Raw genomic sequence first — 23,112 nt, 5'->3', positions numbered from 1 at the left:
CCGCCCTGCTTACTCTTCTGCTGCTGCTTCTTCAGCAGGCGCAGCAGCAGCTTCGGCAGCTTCAGCGGCCTTTGCAGCTTTTTCTTCCGCGCGCTCCTGAGCTTTCTTGCCCGGGGTACCCTTGTTGGGGTTGCTACGCTCAGCTTTTTCCTTGGCGCCGGCTGCTTCCAGCATGCGGGCGATCCGGTCGGTGGGCTGGGCGCCCTGGTCCAGCCAGTACTGGATGCGCTCCATGTCCATTTTAACGCGCTCTTCGTTGTCTTTCGGCAGCAGCGGGTTGTAGGTGCCCAGCTTTTCGATGAAACGGCCGTCGCGCGGCATGCGGCTGTCGGCAGCCACGATGCGGTAGAAGGGACGCTTTTTCGAGCCGCCGCGGGCGAGACGAATTTTCATTGCCATGGTGGTATCTCCTTTAGATGGCGTGTGCCGGGAACGGCCCGGTCAATTCTGGTGTTTCTTATGGTGTCGGATGACTTCCTGAATGATGAAATTCAGAAAAGCCTTGGCGAAATCGGGGTCAAGATCGGCCTCTTTCGCCAGGTCTTCTAACCGTGCGATCTGCGCAGCTTCGCGCGTGGGATCGGACGGGGGAAGGTCGTGTGCCGCTTTCAGTTTGCCAACGGCTTGTGTGTGCTTGAACCGCTCGCCCAGTGTGTAAACCAGAATCGCGTCCAAGCGATCGATGCTTTCGCGGTGCCCCTTGAGCAACGCGGCAGCCTGAGTCACGGGATTGGTCATTGGCCGGTCCTTTCGGTGGTCAAAGCAGGTTCGGATAAATCGAGCGTGGGATGGCGCCAGACCTGGCAGGGCTTGCCCATCACTTCGCCTTCGCGCTCGAAGCTAGCCCCCATACGCTCGGCCAAGGCACGAGAGCGCGTGTTTTCATGCGCGATATAGCTGATGACGCCATTCAAACCCTGTTGGCGTGCAGCATAGTCGCGAGCTGCAAGGGCTGCCTCGAAAGCCAGACCTTTGCCTTCCGCCCCTTCCATCAGGGTCCAGCCGAGTTCGGGTTCGTCCCAGCCAGGTACATCAATGATGCCAACCCCGCCAACAAAGCGACCGCTGGATTTCTCGGCCAGATGCCAAAGGCCGTAGCCTTTCAGCGCCCAGTGACCCAGACGTGTTGCCAGAGAGCTCCAGCTGCCCACATGATCCCGCGGACCGCCAACCATATGGCTGCGCTCGGATGCATAGAAGGCAGTCAACTCAGGCAGGTCATCCACATGCGGGGCCCGCAGAACAAGGCGTTCAGTTTCGATGATCGGGATGGAGAACGTCGTCATGCGTATGCCTCCACTCCACCGTTCTCAAGGTCTGATGGAGCCGGGTGCCGCCAAACCTGCATCTCGCCATAGGCCGGGTGTTTATAGATGCTGTCAAACCGCGCACCCAATCGTTCGGCCACGGCTCTGCTCGCCAGATTGTCGGGGTCGATCAGAGAAATAGCAGTATCCCAGCCCAGTACGTCATAGGCATATGTCCGTGCTGCGAGCGCCGCCTCGGTCGCGTATCCTTTGCCTATTGCGCTGCTCATCAGTGTCCAGCCGATTTCCGGCTCAGGCCAGCTATGCGGAAACCACAGCCCTACATGGCCGATGTATTTGCCGGCGCCTTTTTCCTCTACCGCCCAATACCCATAGCCGCGAAGGGTCCAGTGACCCAGCAGTAGGGCAAGTGTCCGCCATGTCTCATCCGCACGCTTGGGACCGCCGACGAATTTCGATGCGTCGCTGGCAAAGAATGCTTCCAGCGCGCTGAAATCGTCCTCGCACGGGGCGCGCAGGATCAGGCGTTCGGTTTCAAGCCGGGGGATATGAGGTGCAGCGGCGGTCATTTACTTCTTTTTGCCAAATCCGCTGAGGCCCGGAGGCAGGGCCATGCCTCCGCCCATTCCGGGCATCTTGCCACCCATCGCTTTGGCCGCCTGCTCCAGCGCCTTGGGGTCCATGCCTGCCGCCATGTCTTCTGGCGAGGGGCCGCCTTTACCAAACATGCCCTTCATGGCCTGTTTCAGCATCTTGCCTTTGCCCATCTTGCCCATCTTCTTCATCATGTCCGACATCTGCCGGTGCATCTTGAGCAGCTTGTTGAGGTCGCTGACCTCCATACCCGAACCCGCCGCGATACGTTTCTTGCGGCTGGCTTGCAGCAGTTGCGGGTTGGCGCGTTCACGCTTGGTCATGGATTGGATCAAGGCGATCTGGCGCTTGAGCACCTTATCATCCATGCCCGATTCTTCGACCTGTTTGGCCATCTTGCCCATGCCGGGCATCATGCCCATCATGCCTTGCATGCCGCCCATCTGGATCATCTGTTCCAGCTGCATCTTCAGGTCGTTCATGTTGAACTGACCTTTGACCATGCGCTTCATCATGCGCTCGGTCTGTTCGATCTCCATCGTTTCCTGGGCCTTTTCGACCAAGGCAACGATGTCGCCCATTCCCAGAATACGTCCTGCAATCCGGTCCGGCTCGAACGTCTCAAGCGCGTCCATCTTTTCGCCCAAGCCCACAAAGCGGATCGGTTTGCCGGTGACCGCGCGCATCGACAGCGCCGCACCGCCGCGCCCGTCGCCATCCATCCGGGTCAGAACCACGCCCGAGATACCGACCTTGGCTTCGAATTCCTCGGCGACCTCAACGGCGACCTGACCGGTCAGACCGTCGACGACCAGCAGGGTTTCGCGCGGGTCGACCGCGTTGCGAACCTGCTCGACCTCGTTCATCAGCACTTCGTCGATGTGCAGACGGCCCGCGGTATCGAGCATATAGACGTCATAGCCACCCAGCGTCGCTTGCTGCTTGGCGCGTTTTGCGATGTCGACGGGCTTCTGGCCGGGAACAATCGGCAGCGTATCGACGCCGACCTGCGTGCCCAGAACGGCCAGCTGATCCATCGCCGCCGGGCGATAAACATCCAGCGAGGCCATCAGGACCTTCTTGCCCTCTTTCTCTTTCAACCGTTTGGCCAGCTTACCGGTGGTTGTCGTCTTACCCGAACCCTGCAAACCGACCATCAGGATCGGGGCAGGCGGGTTGTCGATCTTGAGCGCACCGGGGTCTTCCTCACCGCGCAGCACGTCAACCAGCGTGTCATGCACGATCTTGACGACCTGCTGGCCCGGGGTGATCGACTTGGTCACCGCTTGTCCGGTGGCCTGATCCTGTACCTTCTTGACGAATTCCCGCGCGACCGGCAGCGAGACGTCAGCCTCAAGCAAGGCAACCCGTACTTCGCGCAGGGCGGTCTTGACGTCTTCTTCGGACAGCGCACCCTGTTTGGTCAGCCGGTCAAAGACGCCAGAGAGGCGTTCGGATAGATTTTCAAACATGCCTTCGGCCTCCTATGCCGGTTATCTGGTGGCGCCTCTTAGATAAGAAACACCGGTTAAATGCACAATTGCCCCCACGGGCGTAACACGCTGGTGGGGGGCGATCCCTGAACGACTCAAGGGACCGGAAGATCTGAGGCTTCCGGATGTTGGGCAGGGATTTAAGCTGAACGGCTAGCGGTGTCAACCTTGCGCGCGGGAAGCCAGTTATTGACCGCATCAACCAGCCGATGCGCACCACGACCGTTCGAGAACGCTTCGACGATGGGATGACCTCCCGCGCTCATCCCCTTGTCCAATATTAGCACAGGGCGATAGAGGGTGGATGACCCCTTGTCGCTTCTCGATGTCGTGCTTTCAATCTCTGCATGGGATAGGTTTGAAAGCACATGCTCGACAGTATCATAGCCAAAAACCGACTGCCTGCGGATCATTATGCGGTCTTCCTTTCGGTCCAGGATGACCTGAACACGACGGACAAAGGCGCAGAATGCTCCAAAGCCCATTCCACCGCCGAACAGTGCAAAGAAGATGCCGAACAAGATGCCCTCACCGCCTTCGCTGGCCAGAAACAGGCCTGCGCCGACAAAAGCCAGAATGAAGAAGACCAGCATGATGCCGATGAACCATGGCGTATCGGACAGGATCAGTTGGTTCGGAGTGTTGCGTGTAATTTTCATGGCGGCACGCTAACACCGAAGGCAGCACCTGTCGTGGCTTGAATTCGCCCGCGCGTTGCGCGATGAGCGCAGCAAATTAGGAGGGTCCCATGGACGCATCATCAGCTTTTCAGGATACACTGCCGCTCAGCTCGGATGCGCTGTTGGCGCAACTGGACGTCTGGGGGCTGTCCTATCGGTTGCACACACATATCCCGCTGCGCACGGTCGAGGATGCCAAAGGGGTCGAAGACCAATTCATGGTGCCGGGTGAGAATGCGTTGCGCCTCAAGAACCTGTATCTGCGCGATAAGAAAAAGCGGAACTATCTGGTGACGCTGGAACAGAGCCGCGACATCGACCTCAAGGCGCTGGGCGCCGAGCTGGGTGTCGGCAGCCTGTCCTTTGGCTCGGCGGATCGGCTGTTGCAAAACCTCGGCATCCGCCCTGGGGCTGTCAGCCCGCTGGCGATGATCAACGGGGTGCAGAATGATGTACGCTTTTACATGGATGCTGCCGCACAACAGGCCGATGTGATCAACATGCATCCCTTGGTCAACGACCGCACAGTTGCCATCTCGCGCGCTGATTTGATGGCCTTCTTCGATCGGATTACATGCGCGGTGAACTGGCTGCCCTGATCAGGGCACTAACGCCTCCTCCAGGGCCGCGGCCACATGTGCAGCGGACGGGTTGATGAACAGATGCCCGTCAGCCTCGAACACAGGGTCGTCCAGATGATCGGGAAAGGCCAGCGGCAGTTCCGTGCAGGCCAGAAGGATTGCGGTTCCGGGTTCGGCATGCCGGTTACAAAAGGCCAGCAGGCGCGCACGGGCGCTTTCTGACGCGCCGCCGTAGAAATCACCGTCGATCATCGCTTGCATCTTTGCAATTTCGCTTTCGGGCAGGCGGGCGTTTGCCCTGATGCCAATCTCGCCCAGTTTGTTGGCAAAGTGCGTCGCCTGCATCGTTACCGTGGTGCCCAGAACCAGCGCGCGCGTGGCGTCTGTCGAGGCCGTAACCTCGGCGGTTGCATCGAAGATGCTGAGAATGGGCATCGTAACGCCCTGTCGGATTGCATGCAGCCGCGCGTGGGGTGTGTTCGAGGCGATAATCCCAAAGTCACAGCCAGCGGCTTCAAGAGTTAACAAAGCTTCCCGAAATACAGCATCAAATCCGGCCCAACTGGCCTCATCGCCCGCGACGCCACGCAGGGCACGGGTTTTAGCCTGGGTCACGGACTCGATGGTCATGGGTGGGATGGGCAGAGGGGATCCATGCCCGCGCTGGGCGAAAAACCGCCCCGCGCCTTCGGCAATCGCCCGGTAATAATCGACGGTCGAGGCCCAGCCCACGCCGCCCAGAATGCCGATCTTTTTCATTGCGTGCGTCCAGTCTGCCCATTTGGTATCCAGGACAGACTGGACGCTTTCTGATGTGAAGGTCAATCAGGCTGCCAGTTGCGAAACCGCATTTCGTGCATTGCTGAGAGAACCTTCGGCATCCAGCGCCAACTGGTCGGCGGCGACGATTTCCACGTCTTGGATACCGATAAAGCCAAGTACATGCTTGGCATAGGTGGTGGCAAAATCGACATCAGACCCGACAGCTGTGCCACCCGACGCCACGGCTAAAACCGCGCGCTTTCCATCCAACAGGCCTTTTGGACCGCTTTCGGAATACGAAAAGGTCACTCCGACGCGGGCAATCAGGTCGATCCAGGCTTTGAACGCCGCGGGCACCGAGAAATTGTAGATCGGCAGGCCTATGACAAGCGTATCGGCCTGCTGCAGTTCAGTTACCAGCTCGTCAGACAGGGATAACTGGTCCTGTTGCATGGTACTGCGCTGATCGGCAGGGGTGAAATTTGCGCTGACCCAAGCTTCGGTCAGCAGCGGCAGAGGTGTGGCAAGGTCACGGCGAATTATGCGGTCAGCGCCCAGGTGATTGACGATGCGTGCCGACAGGTCACGAGTGGTCGAGCCTTCGCGGCGGGCCGATGCGTCGATATGCAGGATAGTTTTGGTCATGGTTCAATTTCCTTTGGTGTACAGGATGTGTCTTGGCCCGATATGAGCGTTGCGCGAGCGAACAAAACTCTGGTAAGTCAACAGGGTCTGTTAGAATTTGCACAATGGAAAACCGCAGTGGACAACTGGGACGAGGTAAGAACCGCCTATCAGGTGGCGCGTATGGGTACGGTCAGTGGCGCGGCCGAGGTGCTGGGTGTGCATCATGCCACCGTCATTCGCCACATTGATGCAATTGAGGCCCGGCTGGCGGTCAAGTTGTTCCAGCGCCATGCGCGTGGCTATACCCCGACCGAAGCCGGAGAGGACCTGTTGCGTGTGGCACAGGCGACTGAGGATCAGTTCAATCAACTGATCGGCCGTATGAAGGGTCGGGGTGATGACGTGTCGGGCGAGTTGGTCGTGACGTCGCTGTCCTCTCTGGCATCTCTGGTGGTGCCGGTTCTTGCCGAGTTTCAGCGACGGCACCCTGAACTGATCGTCCGGTATCTGACCGGTGATCGGCTGTTTCGTCTGGAATATGGCGAGGCGCACGTGGCGATCCGTGCCGGGTCAGCGCCTGATCAGCCCGACAACGTGGTTCAGCCCTTTATGAAGCAAGAGGTCGGGTTATACGCCAGCACCGATTATGTCGCGCTGCACGGCAAGCCTGGCAGCCTCGATGACTTTGCAGATCATTCTTTCATCAGTACCGATGACGAAAACAGCCGAGCGCCGTTTTCCCGCTGGTTGCGCCAGACCGTGCCAGCCGAGCGCATCACCTTCCGTTGTACCAACAACTTCTGTATCCGCGAGGCGGTCCTGTCCGGCGCGGGTATCGGTTTCATGCCACGTTGGTCAGCTGCAGGAGATCCGAACCTGGTCGAAGTGATCGACCCGATGCCGGAATGGTTTGGTGATCTGTGGCTTGTTACCCATGTGGATCTGCATCGCACGACCAAGGTGCAGGCCTTTCTGACCTATCTGAAAGAGCAATCCAAGAGCTGGGCAAAATGAGTCAACAGGCGCGTGGCCATCTGGCCATGCTGATTTTTTCGGCCCTGGTTGCAGGGAGTTTCTCGCTGGGGTCACTGATCGCCAATCAGATCGCGCCCGAAGCCATTACCGCGGCCCGGTTCGGCATCGCTTCCGTGGTGATTGGGGGTGCTGCCCTTATGACCACCGGTCTGCCGCGCAGCGCGGCACAAGCCCCGTGGCGCTATTTGGTTCTGGGCGGAGTATTCGCGGCCTATTTCGTGTTGATGTTCTACGGGTTGAAAACTGCACCGCCTGTCAACGCGGCAGCGGTCTTTACGCTGACTCCGGTTATGGCCGCATTCGCCGGTTGGATCTTGTTGCGCCAGATCACCACACCAAGGATGGCGCTTGCACTGACCCTTGGGGCAGTCGGGGCGCTGTGGGTGATCTTTCGCGCTGATTGGCAAGCCGTGCGCGCGTTCGATATCGGGCAGGGGGAAATCATCTATTTCTGGGGCTGTGTCGCGCATGCTTTGTATACCCCCCTTGTACGCAAGCTGAACCGTGGAGAGCCTGCAGTGGTGTTTACCTTTGGTACGCTTCTGGCGGGATGCCTGATGCTGACGATCTACGGGTGGTCCGAGATCCGTGCCACCGACTGGGCGAACCTGCCAGCGATAGTCTGGGTGGGTTTGATTTATGTTTCGGTCTTTGCAACCGCGGCAAGTTTCGTGCTGGTTCAATATTCAACGCTGCGCCTGCCATCGGCAAAGGTGATGGCTTATACTTATCTGGTTCCCAGTTGGGTCATTCTGTGGGAAATCTCTCTGGGGCAGCAGGCGGTTGGCCCTGTCGTCTATTTTGGTGCCGGTCTGACGATCCTGGCCCTGGTTTTGCTGCTGAAATCCGAGGAGGGCAAACCCGCGCGTCCTTTGCCGCAAGCCGATTGAACTTGTGAAACGACCAAATTGTGTCAGGCTTGGCCCTAGACCAGAATATGAAACGTCCAAGGGGACGACATGAAACCAGTTCTTTCCATAATGATATTGGTGGTTTGCGGCGCCTGTGCCGGGTCATCTGAAACGGATTTACAAGCCAGTTGCGAGGCGCTGGTCGCAGCCGAAACCGGAACGCGGCCCGGAGATGTTCGGGCATTGTCCACCGATACTGAACCGGGCGGGTCGGTCACGACGGTTTCCGTTACCGGGGCCCAGGCCCCGTGGTTGTGTCGGGCGGACCCTTCGGGGGTCGTGACCGGTGTTGAATACAGTCAGGAAGGCTAGCCCGTTTCAATGTTTGACCAAGCGGGCGAGGGTGTTGAGGCAGATCAAGGCCTGGCACCCTCTGGTTTCTCTATGCTTCAGGCCAAGGAGGAACCTCCCATGTACAGTCATATCATGATCCCGGTTGATCTTCATCTGCCACCCGAGGTGCGCAAGGCCGCCAAAGTTGCAGCAGCTATAGCCGAATGGCAGGGGGCCAAGATTACTTTGGTCAGTGTCACCGGCACCCAACCGGGTGACCCTGTTCAGTCAGATGCTGCGATTGACAAGAACCTACGTGATTTTGCCAAACAGTTGGCTGAAAGCAGCGGGACCGAAGTGGCGTATCGCAATATCCATTCGGTTGATGTCGCCGCCGAAGTTGACGGTGACCTGACACGAACTGCCGAAGAAATCGAAGCTGACCTTATCGTCGTCGGCACCCATGCGCCGCGTATTACCGACTATATATTCTCGAGCCATGCGGGGTATCTGGCGAAACATGCCAGTGTCTCTGTTTTTGTAGTCAGGTAGGCGGATCATTCCTCGGCTGCGGGCAGTTCAACCTCAAGAAATCGTTCGAACGCGTCCAGATTGACCGGCTCGAACTGCCCGAACCCTTGCATCCAGACGGATGCGGATCGCAGCGCGTCAGGCTCCAGCTTGCACCACTTCACCCGTCCACGCTTTTCCTGGCTGATCAAACCGGCTCTGGTCAGGATCACCAGGTGTTTTGAAATCGCGGCAAGCGACATCTCGAACGGTTCGGCGACATCCGTCACCGCCATGTCATCCTCCAGCAGCATCGCAAGGATGGCGCGGCGTGTGGGGTCGGCAAGGGCCGCAAAAACGGTATCGAGATCGTTGGACATACTCCTTTCCTAAAGCGCAAGAACCGGTTTGACAATTTTCGGTATGAGGTCACTGTGCCCCGGCATGTGTATCGGGGGTTGGGATGTCACTAAAATACTGGCTGGTGATTTGTATTCTTGGCATCGGTTGGGGCATGTCCTTCATGTTTAATGCCATTTTGCTGCGGGAACTTGGGCCGCTTTCGGTGTCGATGGGACGGGTTGCATTTGGGGCGCTCGGGTGCTGGGTCTATGTGATCGGGGCGCGATTGCCAGTCAATCTGACACTGGCACGTGCGTTTGGGTTGTTGGGATTTGGTGCGCTCAGCTATGCCGCGCCCTTTGCGTTCTATGCGCTTGGGCAACAGCATATCGCTTCGGGTGTGGCAGGGATTGTCAATGCAACGACACCGGCCTTTGCCGTCATTGTTTCGCATTTCTGGCCCGGAAGTGAACGTGCCACCCTGTTAAAGTCTCTGGGCGTGGTTTGCGGCTTCACCGGTATCGTTGTGCTGTCTCTGCCTGTGCTGGGCGGTGGCGCGTCGTCCGAATTTTGGGCGATCCTTCTGACACTTTGCGCACCGATCTGCTATGCGTTCTCGGTCAACATCGCGCGGGCCTTCCGGGATATGCAGCCTGTGGTTCTGACCGCCCTTGCATTGACGGGTGCTACGCTGGCCATCACGCCATTGGCGCTTTGGCAAGAAGGACTACCCCATATAACCCGGGCCGAGACTTGGGCCTCGCTGGCGATGATCGGGTTTGTGCTGACATCCGCCGCCTTTATCGCGTTCTACTGGTTGCTGCCCAAAGTTGGCCCGACCAATATCTCGACAGTGACATTGATTGCGCCTGTTTCGGCGCTGGTGCTTGGAACATGGGTGCTGGGGGAAACCCTGCGGCCCGAGCATCTGCTGGGAATGGCAGCGATCTTCGCTGGTCTGCTGCTGATCGACGGGCGCGTGATCAGACGTATCTGGCAGGGGGTGTCGGGCAAAGATCAACCAAAAGGTTGAATATGCGGATTCCGTGCCTTTGTACCCGCTTCCTGTGGTTCGGGCTGATCACGCCTATGCTGACTCGGAAAAAATACCTTTAAAAACAATAGAGTAAAGTGCGGCAAATCGTGCTGCCAACGCCGTTGACTCTGCGCTCTCCGCCCCTTAGCACCGTGCCCAAGACTGTACGAGGGAAACGCCCGTGACTGATGATGACCAAAAGCAGCGTATGGCGCAGCTTGAGGCTAAGATCACGGCGGCGAAAAAGGCCAAGTCAAAGCCTGAGGCCCGTGCGGACGCCGATTATTCGGGAGGCGAGCTTGCCTGGCGGATGGTCATCGAAATGGTATCCGGTCTGGGGATCGGATTTGGCATCGGATACGGGCTGGACAGCCTGTTCGGGACAATCCCGATCTTCCTGGTGCTGTTCACATTGCTGGGTCTGGTCGCCGGGGTAAAGGTTATGCTCCGCAGCGCACAACAGGCGCAAGAGAAACAGATGGCCGACAAGGCCGACGAAGACGAGAGGGACTGAACGTGGCAACCGAGACCACCGCAGCAGAAGGCAGCAGCCTGGTTTTCCATCCGATGGATCAGTTCATCGTCAAACCGCTTTTTGGCGACGGTGCGATTGCTTGGTACACGCCCACTAACGTCACTCTGTGGCTGTTTTTCGCAATTCTCGCCGTGATCGGCCTGCTGGTGCTCAGCACGTCCAAGCGCGCCATTGTCCCGACACGCATGCAGTCGGTGGCCGAACTGGCCTATGGCTTTATCTACAAGATGCTTGAAGACATCTGCGGCAAGGATGGCGTCAAATACTTCCCCTATGTCATGACCCTGTTCATGTTCATCGTGACCGCGAACTTCCTGGGTCTGATCCCGACCTCGTTCACAACTACATCGCATTTCGCCGTGACCATCCCACTGGCGCTGGCCGTGTTCCTGACTGTGACCATTCTGGGTTTTGTCAAGAACGGCGCCGGGTTCCTGGGCCTGTTCTGGGTCTCCAGCGCGCCGCTGGCGCTGCGCCCGATCCTGGCGATCATCGAGCTGATCTCGTATTTCGTGCGCCCGGTCAGCCACTCTATTCGTCTTGCCGGTAACGTCATGGCAGGCCACGCGGTTATCAAGGTTTTCGCAGGCTTCGCCGCGATTGCCGTGATCTCGCCTGTGTCCGTTCTGGCGATCACCGCAATGTACGGTCTTGAGGTCCTAGTGGCCTTTATCCAGGCCTACGTATTCACCATTCTGACCTGTGTATATCTGAAGGATGCACTGCATCCGTCGCACTAAGGTCCGATACCCAAACATCGAAACTTCCAATTCGTAAGGAGAAACATCATGGAAGGCGATCTCGCACACATCGGCGCAGGCCTGGCAGCAATCGGTTCCGGCGCAGCCGCAATCGGGGTGGGCAACGTAGCAGGCAACTTCCTGGCTGGCGCTCTGCGCAACCCTTCGGCGGCTGCTTCGCAGACCGCAACCCTGTTCATCGGTATCGCATTTGCAGAAGCCCTGGGGATCTTTGCATTCCTAGTTTCGCTGCTGCTGATGTTCGCCGTCTAATCTGCGGAACCTGATCCTTACGCGCAGGTGGGCCCAAGCCATAGCGGCCCGCCTGTTGTAAAGACAACGTTCCGACGGAGGACATCATGGCGACAGAACCCGTATACGAAGAGGTGGCTGGCACCTGCGTTGACTCTCATGGGTCTGCGATTGGTATGCCTCAGCTTTGCTTCGATTGGTTCCCCAACCAGATTTTCTGGCTGGTCATCACGCTGGTCGTCATCTTTCTGGTCCTGTCCCGCGTGGCTTTGCCCCGCATCGCGGCAATCCTGGCGGAACGTCAGGGGACCATTACAAATGACCTGGCTGCGGCCGAAGATCTAAAGGCCAAAGCGGTCGAGGCTGAAGAGGCCTATAACAAGGCGCTGGCCGATGCCCGTTCTGAGGCACAGCGTATCGCTGCCGAAGCACGCGCCGAAATCCAGTCTAGTCTGGATGACGCGATTGCCAAGGCAGATGCTGAAATCGCTGCAAAAGCGGCTGAATCGGAAAAGGCGATTGCCGACATCCGTGCAGGTGCGCTGGAAAGCATTCAAATCGTTGCCAAGGATACGGCAGTAGAACTGGTTACCGCTCTGGGTGGCGAGGCTGATGCCAAAACCATCAACGGTGCGGTTGACGCGCAGACAAAAGGATAAGTGACATGCGGAACACTCTTGCCCTTATCCTGACATTTGTTGCCGCCAGCCCCGCGCTGGCCGCAAGTGGCCCGTTTTTCTCGCTTGGCAACACCGACTTTGTGGTTCTGCTGGGCTTCATCGTTTTCATCGCAGTCCTGTTCTACTTCAAGGTCCCGGGCATGATCGGTGGAGCGCTGGATAAGCGTGCCGAAGGCATCAAGTCCGAACTGGACGAAGCTCGCGCCCTGCATGAAGAAGCGCGCAGCCTGCTTGCCTCGTACGAGCGCAAGCAACGCGAGGTTCAGGGCCAGGCGGATGCCATCGTGGCCGCTGCAAAGGAAGATGCGGTTCTGGCAGCTGAGCAAGCCAAGGTCGATCTGGAGAAATCCATCGCGCGCCGTCTGGCGACCGCGCAGGACCAGATTGCTTCGGCTGAAGCGTCGGCTGTCAAGGAAGTCCGCGATCAGGCCATCACCGTTGCAATTTCTGCAGCCAATGCTGTGCTGGCCAAGCAGATGACCGCCACGCAGGCCAACAAGCTGATCGACGCATCCATTGTGGATGTGAACGAAAAGCTTCACTAAGAAAATTCCGGCCCGGCAGCACATCTGCCGGGTCCGGACATTGGGCTGCGAATATCGCACCCCGCTTCCCGATTTGACCGGGGACCGATTGTCTGCGTTACATATTCGGAAACACTCCAACCAATTTTGCGCCCGTGCGACGGCATATGCCGAAACCGGGCTGGATAAGAGCCCTTTATGACCGAATTGCCGACGATCAGTGTCGTTATTCCCAACCTGAACTGCGTCGATTTCATCGAACGGACAATCCTCTCTGTGCTTGAGCAGGAATATCCCAAGCTGGACCTGATCCTGTCGGACGGCGGTAGCACCGATGGTTCGATGGAGGTGGTCGAAAAGTACCGGGATGCGTTTTCACATATCATCTCGGGCCCGGATACCGGGCAGGCCAACGCTGTAAACAAAGGCTTTGCAGTGGCCACGGGCGACGTAATGGGTTGGATCAATTCGGACGATGTTCTTATTCCCGGCGGCCTTGCCACGGTAGGATCGCTGTTTGCGTTGAACAAAAACATGAATTGGATGACCGGGCGGGTCACGTGCATTGACGAAGAAGACAATGTCCTGACTGTACGGCGCCCAAAGCCCGTTTCACGGGTAAGACTGCTTGCCGGGGATTATCAGTGGGTTCAGCAGGAATCGACCTATTGGCGGCGTGACCTTTGGGATCAGGTCGGGGGCCAACTGAACGAGAACCTCAAGCTTGCCGTCGACGGAGAGCTATGGCTGCGGTTTTCGCGACATACCGATTTGGTGCCCGTGCATGCTCAGGTCGGGGCTTTCCGGTTCCGCAAGGGCCAGCGGTCCGAAGCGGCTGAGGCTTACCATTCGGAAATGCTTCAGGCGATTGAGGTCGAGCGTCAGGCGCAGAGCCGGTCGGATGACCTGATCGGGGCGATATTGGACACGCCGTTGGAATTGCGCTCTCGGACCGAAGCTGAAGGGTTGTTTCCGTCGCTGTCCAGTCAGGACCCGAAGGCAATGAAACGGCCAAATTTGTGGGTTCACAGTCTTAAGCGGCGGTTGAACGGAATTTAAACCTCAAGGCCCTGCTGTTTCTTGCGCCTTCTGGTCCACCACACATAGGCCGCCAGGAGAGTGATTGCGATTTCGATCTTGAAGGTCCAATGGCTTAGAAAAGATAAAGTCCAATGAGAATGCGTGGCCTGAACAACCACCAGCGGGTGGGTGAATTCGGAAATTGGCCAAGCCCATGCCACTTCGCCAACAATCGAATCCAAGGTCATATGCACCAGACCCCCGGCGCCGAAGGCTGCAGTAATGAGTCCTGCGCGCGGGAATCTTAGCCGCAGCAGCAGGCCGAGCGTCAGGATGCCGAGCCAGATCAGAGGGCGGTGTGTGAGGTATTCGTGATGGTGGTGGCTGCGATTGTCTACGAAATAGAACCACAGCAAATCGATATCCGGGGCGATGGAACCAATCATCGCAGCGGCAAACGCAGCTTTATCCAATCCGGGCGTCGCAGTGCGAAAGACCAGATACGCACCAGGTAGGTGCCCAATGAACATCAGTGCTGTCCTGTCTCATGGTCCAGGCGCTGCTGCGCAATGGCTTCGTTCCGCAGGGCTTTCTGGTGGTCTTCCATGCAGATGCGAACAAAGCCCAGATGCTCCTGGACTGCAACGCGCGCCGCCTCAGGGTCGCGAGCCTGCAGCGCTGAATTGATTTCCCGGTGCTGATCCAGAATGGCGTCTCGCGTCGTACGCTGCCGGAACATCATCTGCCGATTGTAGAAGACACCCTGTCGTAGCAGGTCGAACATCGACCGCATCATATGCAGCATGACCACGTTGTGACTGGCCTCAATGATGGCCATGTGGAACTGCGCATCCAGATGGGCCTCTTCCTCGGCCGCATTGCGGGCATGGGCGGCTTCCATCTTGTCAAAGATCGCCTGTACGACCTTCAGGTCGCTTTCCGACCCCAGTCTTGCCGCGCGTTCTGCTGCAAGCCCTTCCATGTCCCGGCGGAAGGACAGATAGTCGAAAACCGCCTCGTCATGGCTGCTGAACAACCGGATCAGAGCCGGTGAAAAAGCCGAGCCTAAGACTTCGGCAACATAGATTCCTGACCCCGCCTTGGCTGTCAGCAAACCCTGATGCTGAAGATCAGAAATCGCTTCGCGCAGTGAGGGGCGTGAAACGCCCAGACGGTCGGCCAGTTCCCGTTCTGCAGGTAAACGTTCTCCCGGGCGCAGGATCCCGCGCAGAATCAGCAACTCGATTTGTTTGACCACCGCAATGGACAGCTTTTCAGTTTGGATCTTTTGGAAGGGCATGGCGGCGCGTTTTCGAAATTGGTCAATTCATATGACCACGTATCCGGGCCTGGTTCAAGCAGGGGGGTGGAGTTGAATTTAGGTCAGTAATATTGACATTATAAAATTTGCACCTAGGGTGGGTCGCAACAGGGCAGGAGGAGGCCAAAGATGACCCAGAATCTGTTTGCAACGCGGGCGTCCCGGATGAAAGCATCGGAAATCCGCGAGTTGTTGAAACTTCTTGATCAGCCGGGAATCATCTCGTTCGCGGGCGGCATCCCAGACCCAAACCTGTTTCCCACCGAGGCCTTTGCCCAAGCTTGTCAGGCCGCTTTGAGTGCTGGGCCGCAGGCGCTGCAATATTCAGTCAGCGAGGGCTATGTTCCATTGCGCGAATGGCTTGTGCAGCATATGCGCGAGATCGGCGTCGATTGTAGTGTCGATAACATCCTGATCACCTCGGGATCGCAACAGGCCTTGGATTATCTGGGCAAGCTCTATTTGTCGCCAGGGGATACTGCGTTGATCGGCTGGCCGACCTATCTGGGGGCGATCAACGCCTTTGATGCCTACGAGCCCCGGTTCGACCGTCTCATGCTTAATGGCAATAGAGGTGCCGCCGAATATTCCGAAGCCGCAGGCGAGGGCGCGGTCAAATTCGCTTATCTGTCGCCTGATTTCGCAAATCCAACCGGTGAGACCGTTGACCTACGTGGTCGAGAATACCTGCTGGATCTTGCCGATGATCTGGATATCGCAGTGATTGAGGACGGCGCCTATCAGGCTCTGCGCTATGAAGGAGATGCCATCCCTCCGGTTTTGGCGTTAGAACAGGCGCGAAAAGGGTCGATCGAGTCCTGCCGTACGATCTATTGCGGTAGCTTCTCGAAAACGCTGTCTCCCGGTTTGCGCGTTGGCTGGGTGGTGGCCGCCAAGCCCATTATCTCGCAACTGGTATTGGTCAAGCAGGCGGCGGATTTGCATTCGCCCACGTTGAACCAGATGGCAGTTGAGCAGGTTGCCCGCGCGCATTTTGACACGCACATCCCGCTTTTGCGCCAGACTTATGGTGCCAGGCGCGATGCTATGCTGGATGCGTTACAACAGAACATGCCCGATGGCGTTCAGTGGACGCATCCCCTGGGTGGCATGTTCATCTGGGTGACTCTGCCTACTGGTATGAACGGGGCAGACCTGCTGGCCCGTGCGCTCGACACAGTGAAACTGGCCTTTGTACCGGGTCGGGCCTTTTTCGCAGATGGCTCGGGCGCCAATACGATCCGGTTGAGTTTCTCGAACTCGGATGAGGATACGATCCGCGAAGGTATTCGCCGCTTGGGAATAGTACTTAGGGCCTGAGCGAAGGAAAGGTTCTGTTAACCAGTTTTGGCAATGATGCGGATATGATCCGGATTTTGTCTTTTCTGATGCTGGCAGCATGTTCGGCCGGGACCCCTCACTTTAGCGATGTTCAGGCGACGCGTATCGCTGTGAATGGCAGCGTATTTGATGTTCGCGTGCGCGGAGATCTGGCCGAAGCCGTTCGGGTCAATTCGCAATACGCTCCGCGTCTTGGCCCGATCCGCGAACGAGCGGCCATGGCGATGGCTCAGGTTTCGGGGTGCCCGATACTGGATGTCCTGGGCGACGCGGCCGTGACCGTTGGCGTTTTGGGTTGTGACCGCGCCATGGGCAAGCGGTTGCTGCTGACGGCGGTTTCAGTCCCGAATTACGAATGCATTGATACCGGGCTGTTTCAAGACCTTGGTGACGGCGACGGCTATCAGGTCTTTGAGTGTACAGCCTACTGAATCGCGCTTTTTCTTGCGGATTTAGGCAAGATGTTGTGGATAAGTGGGTCATATATCCCATATCCTGCGCGACTCCGTTGACTCACCCCCAATCCGTTGCGCAGACTTCGAAGGTATAGGAATCACGGGACCCATTGCCTTTGCGCTTTAGCAAACTCAAACTCACCGGCTTCAAAAGCTTTGTTGATCCGACCGATCTGATTATCGCGGATGGGTTGACCGGTGTTGTGGGGCCTAATGGTTGTGGCAAATCCAATCTGCTGGAAGCTCTGCGTTGGGTGATGGGGGAAAACCGACCCAAATCGATGCGCGGTGGCGCGATGGAAGATGTGATTTTCGCCGGGGCCGCCACGCGGCCGGCCCGCAATTTTGCCGAAGTTGTGTTGACCATGGACAACTCCGAGCGGCTCGCGCCCTCGGGTTTCAATGACAGCGACCAGCTTGAGATTGTCCGCCGCATCACCCGAGATGTCGGCAGCGCCTATAAGACCAATGGCAAGGATGTGCGGGCGCGTGATGTGCAGATGTTGTTCGCCGACGCGTCAACGGGTGCACATTCTCCGGCGCTGGTCGGACAGAACCGCATTGCCGAACTGATTAACGCCAAACCCCGCTCTCGCCGCCGCATTCTGGAAGAGGCGGCCGGAATTTCGGGCCTCTATCAGCGCCGACACGAGGCCGAGTTGAAGCTGAAGGGTACCGAGGCCAACCTTACCCGTGTGGATGACGTGCTGGAACAGCTGGGCGGACAGCTGGCGCAGCTGGCCCGTCAGGCGCGTCAGGCCGCCCGCTATCGCGAAATCGGAGAGCAGCTGCGCCAAGCCGAAGGCATGTTGCTCTATCGTCGCTGGAAAGAGGCCGACATGGCCCGCCAGCAGGCCGAGGAAAAGCTGCGCGAACGCCTGACCGAGGCGTCGCGCGCCGAAGCTGATGCACGCTCTGCCGTCGCAAGTCGGGCGGAAATCGAAGAAACCCTGCCACCCCTGCGCGAGGAAGAGGCCATTGCCGCCGCCGTCCTGCAGCGCCAACAGGTGCAGCGGGATCAGTTGTCGGATCAGGAAACCCGCGCCCGTCAGACGATTGAGACATTGACCAATCGCATTCAGCAGCTTGGCAACGATATCGAGCGCGAGGCCGGGCTGAACCGCGATGCGGGGCAGATGATCGAACGGCTGGAATGGGAAGCTCGTGAATTGGCCAAGGCTGCCGATGGCCACGACGAAAAAGTCGCCGAGGCCGCCGAGGTCGCGCGCGAAGCGGCCACTGTCCTGCAAGACCGCGAAGACCACTTGTCACAAGAGACTGAGGATATGGCGCGTCTGGTTGCGCGCCACCAGTCCGGCCAGCGATTGGTCGACGACAGCCGCAAAACGCTGGCCAGGTCGGAAGGTGAAGAGGAAAAGGCCCGCGCAGCGGTGGATGAGGCGAAAACAGCCCTGACCCGCGCCGCCGAGGCATTTGAGGCCGCGCAAGAGGGTGAAGAAGAGGCTCGCGAGGCCTCTGAAGCCGCCGAAGAGGCACTGGCCGCCGCTGACGAGTTACGCAATGAAACCCAGGGCCGCGAGGCCGAGGCGCGTGCGAAAAGATCCGAAGCTGAAGGTGAGCTGGGTGCGATCCGCGCCGAGACCACAGCTCTGGCCAAGCTGGTTGAACGGGATACCGCAGAAGGCGGGCAGGTGCTCGACATGCTGCGTGTGGCTCCGGGTTATGAAAAGGCATTGGGCGCTGCGCTTGCGGATGATCTGAGGGCACCCTTGGTCGAGGGCGACGGGCCATCAGGCTGGGTTCCGGTTGCTGGCTATGATGCCGATCAATCGCTGCCCAATGGGGCCGAGCCGCTGGCCTTGCATGTATCCGGACCGGATCGCCTCAGCCGCCGGATCGCGCAGATCGGTTTGGTTGACGCGGATCAGGGCGCACGCTTGCAAGCCTCGCTGAAACCTGGTCAACGGTTGGTTTCGCGTTCGGGCGACCTATGGCGGTGGGACGGATTCCGTGCCTGGGCCGAGGATGCGCCAAGTGCGGCCGCCCTGCGGCTTGAACAGCTCAACAAACTTGAGGCACTGAAACAGGAACTGGCCCGGACCGAGGCGCAGGCCGACGGGGCCCGCGCCGCGCACGAGACGCTGTCGCAACAACTGGCCGACGTGACCGAGGCTGATCGCCGCGCCCGCGAGGCACGCCGCGCCGCCGATCAGCGCATGGCTGAAACCGCGCGTCTGCTCAGCAGGGCCGAGGCCGATCGCAATCTGGCGCAGGGCAGGCTGGAAACGCTGGCGCTTGCCGTTGATCGCCACAAAGAGGATGCGATGTCCGCCCGTGCCCAGCTGCGCGAGGCCGAGGGCGCCTTGATCGGTCTGGGCAATCTCGACAATGCCCGCGCGCAGGTCGAAGACATCAAACAGACGGTCGAGGCGGCGCGGATCACGATGCTGACTCACCGCTCGTCCCATGACGAGCTGCGCCGCGAGGGCGAGGCCCGTACCCGCCGTACACAAGAGGTCACCAAAGACCTCAGCGGTTGGCGGCACCGCCTGGACAGCGCCGAAAAGCGGATCTCGGAACTGGCCGAGCGCAAGGAAAGTTCCGAGGAAGAGCTATCCGAAGCGATGGCTGCTCCGGGCGAAATCGCCGAGGCGCGTGAAGAGTTGAACGAATTGATTGAAACTGCCGAAGCCCGCCGGGCCGAGGCCGCCGACAAGCTGGCTGCCGCCGAGTCCCGCCAGCGAGAGATTGTGCTGGCTGAGCGCGAAGCGGAACGTTTGGCTTCGGAAGCGCGCGAAAGCCGCGCCGCCGCTGAGGCGCGCTGTGATGCCGCCAAAGAGGCCGTATCGGCAGCGGCCGAGCGTATCGCTGAGGATCAACAGCTAACCCCGAACCAGTTGCTGAACCAGCTGGATGTGAATCCCGACCAGATGCCGGCTGCCGATGCTCTTGAGGCCGAGGTCAACCGCCACAAACGCCAGCGAGATGCGATGGGCGCGGTAAACCTGCGTGCCGAAGAGGACAGCAAAGAGGTTCAGGAAGAATTCGACACGCTGAACGGCGAAAAGGCCGATCTCGAAGAGGCGATCAAAGCGCTGCGCAGCGGCATCTCCAGCCTCAACCGCGAAGGACGCGAACGGCTACTGACCGCGTTTGAACAGGTGAATTCGAACTTCGCCATGTTGTTCAAGCATCTCTTTGGCGGTGGCGAGGCCAATCTGGTCATGGTCGAAAGCGACGACCCGCTGGATGCAGGCCTTGAAATCATGTGCCAGCCGCCGGGCAAGAAACTGTCGACGCTCAGCCTGCTTTCGGGCGGTGAACAGACCCTGACCGCGACGGCCCTGATCTTTGGCGTCTTTCTGGCGAACCCGGCTCCGATCTGTGTTCTGGACGAGGTCGATGCGCCGCTGGATGATGCCAACGTCACCCGGTTCTGTGACCTGCTGGACGAGATGTGCCGCCAGACCGATACGCGTTTCCTGATCATCACCCACCACGCGGTGACCATGGCGCGGATGGATCGTCTGTTCGGCGTCACCATGCAAGAACAGGGTGTCAGCCAGCTGGTTTCGGTTGATCTGAAGAAAGCCGAACAGATGGTCGCCTGACCTCTCACTGCAACGTTATGAGCGGTTTCGTAAGAATTGGGTTAGGCTGCTGCCATGACCCGTTTCCTGATCATCGCCCTACTGACTGCTACCCCTTTAGGGGCCGCGGAATGGACGACCAAGCCCGATGACGTCCCTCTGACCCAACAAGAGTTGATGGCGCTGGCGGGTCGGACGCTGACCTTTTATGATGACGGGCAGTCGCGATACTCGGCTGGCGGGGCCTATTCCTATACCTATGCCAGCGGAGAATCCGCGTTCGGAACCTATTCCATCGCGGAGGATGGCAGTATCTGCGTGCAATACAGAAACGGGTTCGGTCGATGTGATCTTTATGTCCTGAGTGCTGGACGCCTGATCCTGATCACGGAAAAGGGAGAGCGTTTCCCGGTACGGCCCGAGTGACATTGAAGAAACCGCGGCAACTATTGAAATTGATCTGAATATGTGGGTTTTTGGTGGTCATTTAATCGTAATATTTCAAAATTAGATGGGGATCAGGGGCGAATTCTCACCCCGCGTTGTTGTAAGTTCCCGTATCAACAACGGATCAAAAGAGGCGGGTCGATGTGCAGATTTCTGGCTTGGGCGGGTGCGAAACGGTTTCTGGACGAACTTGTTATGGACCAGGAACAGTCGCTGGTGCATCAAAGCAGAAACGCCCTGATTGGCAAAACGCCAATCAACGCGGATGGTTTTGGGTTGGCCTGGTATTCCGGGCGCGAAACGCCGTGTTTTTACAAAGACACCAACCCGGCTTGGTCGGATGCCAACCTGAAACAGTTGACCCATCACACGAAATCGCACCTGTTCCTGGCGCATGTACGTGCCTCAACGGGGACTGCCACGTCGCGGAACAACTGCCATCCCTTTGGCTGTGGTAAGTGGAGCTTTATGCATAACGGGCAGGCCGGCGGCCATGACCGTATCCGCCAACAGCTTGACGGGATGATACCTAGCCACCTGTACGATCATCGCCTTGGCGCAACTGAAAGCGAGGCGATTTTTCTGATTGCCCATGGCGAAGGGTTGGACGCCGAACCCATCGCCGCGATGGAGCGTGCGGTGCACCGTGTCGAGGTGCTTGCCCGCGCCAAAGGAAGCCTACCCCATATGCGCTTTGCCGCCTGCTGGTCCGATGGAGATCGCCTGTTTGCTGCGCGCTATGCCTCGGACCGTTTCGCACCCAGCCTGCATTACAGGCCCTGCGATGATGGGATCATTATCGCGTCTGAGCCGCTGGATGCGAAGAATGGCGATTGGGCCGAGATCCCGGCAAATACCGCCATCGAAACACGCGGCGATAGGCTGCAGATGCATGTGTTTGAGCCGAACGGGCGATCTTTGGACGCCGAAGTCGCCTAGATCGCCGTATCGAAGAGCGACTAGAGCCGGTTCAACAACTCAGCCGTTGGCCAGGCATCCGCAGGCAGGCCTAGTCGTGCTTGCTCTGACTGGACAGCCGCGCGCGTCCCTGCGCCCAGAATCCCGTCGATCTTGCCCACATTATGGCCGCGCGCCTGCAGCTTGCTTTGCAGCTGCTTCATCTGTGCACCCGATAAGCCTTGGGCCGCGTTGCCCGCGTCATAGACCTGTGCCCCTTCAAGCCGGGTGCCGAAATAGGCGGCGGTCAGCACATAGACAAAGCTCTGGTTCCATTCGAAATACACATCAAAATTTGGATAGGCCAGAAAGGCAGGCCCGTTATGCCCTTGCGGTAGGATCAGCGAGGCGGGCAGGTTGGTGAGAGACCCGTTGCGTGCCTGAACGCCCATCGCCTGCCAGTCAGAAACCGAACGCGGTTTGCCCGGGCCCGATAGCGACCAATCCATCCGTGCGGGTACGGTGACCTCTTGCAGCCAAGGCTGCCCCGGTTGCCAGCCCAGATGCGACAGCATCTTGGCGCCCGACATAAGCGCATCGGGCGCAGAGGTCTTTAGCGAAACCTTGCCGTCACCATCGCCATCGATCCCGTTTTCCAGAATGTCTCGGGGCAGCATCTGCACCATTCCAATCTCGCCAGCCCAAGCACCTGACGTGCGGGCCGGGTCGAAATTTCCCCGGCTGTACAGCTCAATCGCAGCGAACACCTGAGGCCGGAACAATTCTGGACGACGGCAATCATGCGCCAGTGTCACCAGCGCATTGCGGGTGTTGAAATCCCCCTGAAACGACCCGTAATCCGTTTCGAACGCCCAAAATGCCAACAGCACCCCGCGCGAGACGCCATATTGCTGCTCGATCCGGTCAAACACTGCGTCGTATTTGCGCGACATGGCCTGCCCGCGGTCGATCCGGTTTTGCGAAATCAGGTGCCGCGAAAAATCAATGAACGGTTTCTGGAACACGCCCTGCGCCCGGTCGGCCCTTAAGACCGCGTTGTCTTGTTTCACACCTTTGAAGAAGGCATTGACGGTGGATTTGTCAAAGCCTTGCTGAACGGCCTCGGCCTTCAACCCCTTCACGAAGGAATTGAAACCCCCGCCACATTGGGCAAACGCAGGTGAAGCAAACAAGGCGGCGGCAACAAGGCCGGAAAGAAAACGCATGGACAGGTCCG

General features: G+C 58.6%; 29 protein-coding genes. 17 read left to right on the top strand and 12 right to left on the bottom strand.

Features of this window, described 5'->3' with window-relative positions:
* Window positions 1–9: 9 nt before the first annotated feature.
* The 6 genes from rpsP to AC2FIP_RS18805 form a co-directional block, all read right to left on the bottom strand.
* The gene (rpsP, locus tag AC2FIP_RS18830; protein ID WP_142639148.1) at window positions 10–399 is read right to left on the bottom strand and encodes a 30S ribosomal protein S16; all 390 of its coding nucleotides are present in this window, start codon (window positions 397–399) and stop codon (window positions 10–12) included.
* Window positions 400–441: 42 nt separating this feature from the next.
* On the bottom strand, window positions 442–738 hold the full coding sequence (locus tag AC2FIP_RS18825) for a chorismate mutase (protein WP_496787688.1): 297 nt from the start codon (window positions 736–738) through the stop codon (window positions 442–444).
* Window positions 735–1,286, bottom strand: a complete 552-nt coding sequence (locus tag AC2FIP_RS18820; protein ID WP_281973527.1) for a GNAT family N-acetyltransferase — start codon at window positions 1,284–1,286, stop codon at window positions 735–737. The genes AC2FIP_RS18825 and AC2FIP_RS18820 overlap by 4 nt, the downstream gene beginning before the upstream one ends.
* Entirely contained in the window at window positions 1,283–1,837 is a 555-nt protein-coding gene (locus AC2FIP_RS18815) for a GNAT family N-acetyltransferase (RefSeq protein ID WP_496692176.1), read from the bottom strand. Before AC2FIP_RS18815 ends, AC2FIP_RS18820 begins: the two co-directional genes overlap by 4 nt.
* The gene (gene ffh, locus AC2FIP_RS18810; RefSeq protein ID WP_281973525.1) at window positions 1,838–3,334 is read right to left on the bottom strand and encodes a signal recognition particle protein; all 1,497 of its coding nucleotides are present in this window, start codon (window positions 3,332–3,334) and stop codon (window positions 1,838–1,840) included.
* Between the two features lie 161 nt (window positions 3,335–3,495).
* Window positions 3,496–4,014: a hypothetical protein gene (locus tag AC2FIP_RS18805; protein WP_496787687.1), complete on the bottom strand. Its 519-nt coding sequence runs from the start codon at window positions 4,012–4,014 to the stop codon at window positions 3,496–3,498.
* A gap of 89 nt (window positions 4,015–4,103) precedes the next feature.
* On the opposite strand from AC2FIP_RS18805, the gene AC2FIP_RS18800 reads away from it, so the two are divergent.
* Window positions 4,104–4,634 carry a prolyl-tRNA synthetase associated domain-containing protein gene (locus AC2FIP_RS18800; RefSeq protein WP_496787686.1) on the top strand — a complete coding sequence of 177 codons (531 nt, stop codon included), beginning with the start codon at window positions 4,104–4,106 and terminating at the stop codon, window positions 4,632–4,634.
* Here AC2FIP_RS18800 and AC2FIP_RS18795 read toward each other — a convergent pair whose 3' ends face one another.
* Both AC2FIP_RS18795 and AC2FIP_RS18790 read right to left on the bottom strand, forming a co-directional pair.
* Complete coding sequence (locus AC2FIP_RS18795; RefSeq protein WP_496787685.1) at window positions 4,635–5,375, bottom strand: aspartate/glutamate racemase family protein; 741 nt, start codon at window positions 5,373–5,375, stop codon at window positions 4,635–4,637.
* Between the two features lie 66 nt (window positions 5,376–5,441).
* On the bottom strand, window positions 5,442–6,023 hold the full coding sequence (locus AC2FIP_RS18790) for an FMN-dependent NADH-azoreductase (RefSeq protein WP_496787683.1): 582 nt from the start codon (window positions 6,021–6,023) through the stop codon (window positions 5,442–5,444).
* Window positions 6,024–6,140: 117 nt separating this feature from the next.
* On the opposite strand from AC2FIP_RS18790, the gene AC2FIP_RS18785 reads away from it, so the two are divergent.
* The 4 genes from AC2FIP_RS18785 (at window position 6,141) to AC2FIP_RS18770 (ending at window position 8,776) form a co-directional block, all read left to right on the top strand.
* Complete coding sequence (locus AC2FIP_RS18785) at window positions 6,141–7,019, top strand: LysR family transcriptional regulator (protein WP_496787682.1); 879 nt, start codon at window positions 6,141–6,143, stop codon at window positions 7,017–7,019.
* A complete protein-coding gene (locus tag AC2FIP_RS18780) occupies window positions 7,016–7,930 on the top strand; it encodes a DMT family transporter (protein ID WP_271951443.1) in 915 nt (304 codons plus the stop codon). Before AC2FIP_RS18785 ends, AC2FIP_RS18780 begins: the two co-directional genes overlap by 4 nt.
* A 69-nt stretch (window positions 7,931–7,999) precedes the next feature.
* Entirely contained in the window at window positions 8,000–8,263 is a 264-nt protein-coding gene (locus AC2FIP_RS18775; protein WP_496702939.1) for a hypothetical protein, read from the top strand.
* Between the two features lie 99 nt (window positions 8,264–8,362).
* Window positions 8,363–8,776, top strand: a complete 414-nt coding sequence (locus AC2FIP_RS18770; protein ID WP_142639302.1) for a universal stress protein — start codon at window positions 8,363–8,365, stop codon at window positions 8,774–8,776.
* A gap of 5 nt (window positions 8,777–8,781) precedes the next feature.
* On the opposite strand, the gene AC2FIP_RS18765 is transcribed toward AC2FIP_RS18770, so the two are convergent.
* Window positions 8,782–9,114 carry an ArsR/SmtB family transcription factor gene (locus tag AC2FIP_RS18765; protein ID WP_142639170.1) on the bottom strand — a complete coding sequence of 111 codons (333 nt, stop codon included), beginning with the start codon at window positions 9,112–9,114 and terminating at the stop codon, window positions 8,782–8,784.
* 83 nt (window positions 9,115–9,197) lie between these two features.
* Here AC2FIP_RS18765 and AC2FIP_RS18760 point away from each other — a divergent pair, with 83 nt between their 5' ends.
* From AC2FIP_RS18760 to AC2FIP_RS18730, 7 genes are all read left to right on the top strand, one after another.
* Entirely contained in the window at window positions 9,198–10,109 is a 912-nt protein-coding gene (locus tag AC2FIP_RS18760; RefSeq protein ID WP_496692180.1) for a DMT family transporter, read from the top strand.
* 184 nt (window positions 10,110–10,293) lie between these two features.
* On the top strand, window positions 10,294–10,626 hold the full coding sequence (locus AC2FIP_RS18755; RefSeq protein ID WP_142639174.1) for an AtpZ/AtpI family protein: 333 nt from the start codon (window positions 10,294–10,296) through the stop codon (window positions 10,624–10,626).
* A 2-nt stretch (window positions 10,627–10,628) separates the two neighbouring features.
* Complete coding sequence (locus AC2FIP_RS18750; protein WP_142639176.1) at window positions 10,629–11,387, top strand: F0F1 ATP synthase subunit A; 759 nt, start codon at window positions 10,629–10,631, stop codon at window positions 11,385–11,387.
* Window positions 11,388–11,435: 48 nt separating this feature from the next.
* Window positions 11,436–11,660 carry a F0F1 ATP synthase subunit C gene (locus tag AC2FIP_RS18745; RefSeq protein WP_005981269.1) on the top strand — a complete coding sequence of 75 codons (225 nt, stop codon included), beginning with the start codon at window positions 11,436–11,438 and terminating at the stop codon, window positions 11,658–11,660.
* Between the two features lie 86 nt (window positions 11,661–11,746).
* Window positions 11,747–12,298 (top strand): F0F1 ATP synthase subunit B', encoded by a 552-nt coding sequence (locus tag AC2FIP_RS18740; RefSeq protein ID WP_496787680.1) that lies wholly within the window; start codon window positions 11,747–11,749, stop codon window positions 12,296–12,298.
* Window positions 12,299–12,303: 5 nt separating this feature from the next.
* Complete coding sequence (locus AC2FIP_RS18735) at window positions 12,304–12,864, top strand: F0F1 ATP synthase subunit B (protein ID WP_496787679.1); 561 nt, start codon at window positions 12,304–12,306, stop codon at window positions 12,862–12,864.
* A gap of 177 nt (window positions 12,865–13,041) precedes the next feature.
* Window positions 13,042–13,902 carry a glycosyltransferase family 2 protein gene (locus tag AC2FIP_RS18730; protein WP_496690333.1) on the top strand — a complete coding sequence of 287 codons (861 nt, stop codon included), beginning with the start codon at window positions 13,042–13,044 and terminating at the stop codon, window positions 13,900–13,902.
* On the opposite strand, the gene AC2FIP_RS18725 is transcribed toward AC2FIP_RS18730, so the two are convergent.
* Both AC2FIP_RS18725 and AC2FIP_RS18720 read right to left on the bottom strand, forming a co-directional pair.
* Window positions 13,899–14,393 (bottom strand): metal-dependent hydrolase, encoded by a 495-nt coding sequence (locus tag AC2FIP_RS18725; RefSeq protein WP_496787678.1) that lies wholly within the window; start codon window positions 14,391–14,393, stop codon window positions 13,899–13,901. The genes AC2FIP_RS18730 and AC2FIP_RS18725 overlap by 4 nt on opposite strands.
* Entirely contained in the window at window positions 14,393–15,163 is a 771-nt protein-coding gene (locus tag AC2FIP_RS18720) for an FCD domain-containing protein (protein WP_142639185.1), read from the bottom strand. The genes AC2FIP_RS18725 and AC2FIP_RS18720 overlap by 1 nt, the downstream gene beginning before the upstream one ends.
* A 150-nt stretch (window positions 15,164–15,313) precedes the next feature.
* On the opposite strand from AC2FIP_RS18720, the gene AC2FIP_RS18715 reads away from it, so the two are divergent.
* From AC2FIP_RS18715 to AC2FIP_RS18695, 5 genes are all read left to right on the top strand, one after another.
* Window positions 15,314–16,504 (top strand): aminotransferase-like domain-containing protein, encoded by a 1,191-nt coding sequence (locus AC2FIP_RS18715; RefSeq protein WP_496787676.1) that lies wholly within the window; start codon window positions 15,314–15,316, stop codon window positions 16,502–16,504.
* 44 nt (window positions 16,505–16,548) lie between these two features.
* Window positions 16,549–16,956, top strand: a complete 408-nt coding sequence (locus AC2FIP_RS18710; RefSeq protein ID WP_496750815.1) for a hypothetical protein — start codon at window positions 16,549–16,551, stop codon at window positions 16,954–16,956.
* Between the two features lie 140 nt (window positions 16,957–17,096).
* Window positions 17,097–20,552, top strand: coding sequence for a chromosome segregation SMC family protein (locus tag AC2FIP_RS18705; RefSeq protein WP_496787674.1), 3,456 nt, complete (start codon window positions 17,097–17,099; stop codon window positions 20,550–20,552).
* Between the two features lie 54 nt (window positions 20,553–20,606).
* Entirely contained in the window at window positions 20,607–20,957 is a 351-nt protein-coding gene (locus AC2FIP_RS18700) for a hypothetical protein (protein ID WP_496698455.1), read from the top strand.
* 162 nt (window positions 20,958–21,119) lie between these two features.
* Window positions 21,120–21,917 carry a class II glutamine amidotransferase gene (locus tag AC2FIP_RS18695; protein ID WP_271951405.1) on the top strand — a complete coding sequence of 266 codons (798 nt, stop codon included), beginning with the start codon at window positions 21,120–21,122 and terminating at the stop codon, window positions 21,915–21,917.
* Window positions 21,918–21,937: 20 nt separating this feature from the next.
* Here AC2FIP_RS18695 and AC2FIP_RS18690 read toward each other — a convergent pair whose 3' ends face one another.
* Window positions 21,938–23,101, bottom strand: coding sequence for a lytic murein transglycosylase (locus AC2FIP_RS18690; protein ID WP_496787672.1), 1,164 nt, complete (start codon window positions 23,099–23,101; stop codon window positions 21,938–21,940).
* Between the last annotated feature and the right edge of the window lie 11 nt (window positions 23,102–23,112).

It is taken from the genome of Ruegeria sp. CDSB114 (assembly GCF_059611025.1).
Note: the sequence above shows the minus strand (reverse complement) of the source record. Positions and strands in the feature narration are given on the sequence as shown.